Origin of the sequence: Fictibacillus aquaticus (genome assembly GCF_002245695.1) — a bacterium.
In the GTDB taxonomy this organism is placed as follows: domain Bacteria; phylum Bacillota; class Bacilli; order Bacillales; family Fictibacillaceae; genus Fictibacillus; species Fictibacillus aquaticus.
In genome coordinates this window covers 1-885 of sequence record NZ_NOII01000109.1, presented here as the reverse complement: position 1 = coordinate 885, position 885 = coordinate 1, and the positions used below count along the sequence as shown (strand labels likewise).

Here is an 885-nt window from a genome sequence, read left to right as displayed (position 1 = left end):
ATTGCTCCAAATACCACGGCGGCGAGTGTCGAAATTAAAGCACTGTATGCAGAAAGTGTCATTGCACGAAATATTATGCCCACGTTTACCTTTAATGGAATGACTGGTATCAACACGACAGAGCAAAATTCACCTTATCGGGCCTCAGTTCCAATGGGCATTTATAATGTCGTGACTGTTTTACATGAAGCACGTGGCCTAGATTTAACACTACGTTGGTTATTGTTCTGTTCTGGGATTCTGGGCACTTTAATGGTCGCAACAGGACTTATTTTATGGTGTGTCAAACGTGCGCCACAACAACAAAAACAAGGTTATAAATCTTTTGGTTATCGCTTAGTTGAAGTCACCAATATTACGGTAATTATTGGTTTACCTTTGGCTTGTGCAGGTTATTTTTATGCAAACCGATTATTACCAGTGCAACTCGAAACACGTTTAGATTGGGAAATTAATATTTTCTTGATTACGTGGTTATGCTGCCTTATTTATGCCAATTTCCGTACCCATCGACAGGCTTGGTTGGAATTACTCGGGTTCGCGACCATCATGTTTGCTTTGCTGCCTATTTTAAATGCACTGACAGGTGGTCATGCGTTATGGCTCAGTATTGCAGAAGGACAATGGATGATTGCCAGTTTCGACCTCATGGCATGGGCTTTGGCATTCATCTTTGGCATGGCTTATCTTAAAGTCAAAAATCATAAAGGATTAACTGCCAAAAAAACCAAATCAGCTCCTCGACCACAGGAGCTAACATCATGATGTTCTTTTTATTGATTTGGTCATTATCTAGCTTAGCCTTTATTGCCTTAGCCAGTTCGATGTCGAAACATCAAAAACAGATTTTTGGCAATGAACTCAACGCCATACAAACGCGCTACG

At 40.7% G+C, this 885-nt stretch carries 1 protein-coding gene; it reads left to right on the top strand.

All coding sequences use genetic code 11. The features are described 5' to 3' along the window. Positions 1-765: PepSY-associated TM helix domain-containing protein (locus CGZ90_RS20295; protein WP_133063639.1), on the top strand; the 765-nt coding region annotated here is incomplete at its 5' end. Positions 766-885 lie beyond the last annotated feature (120 nt).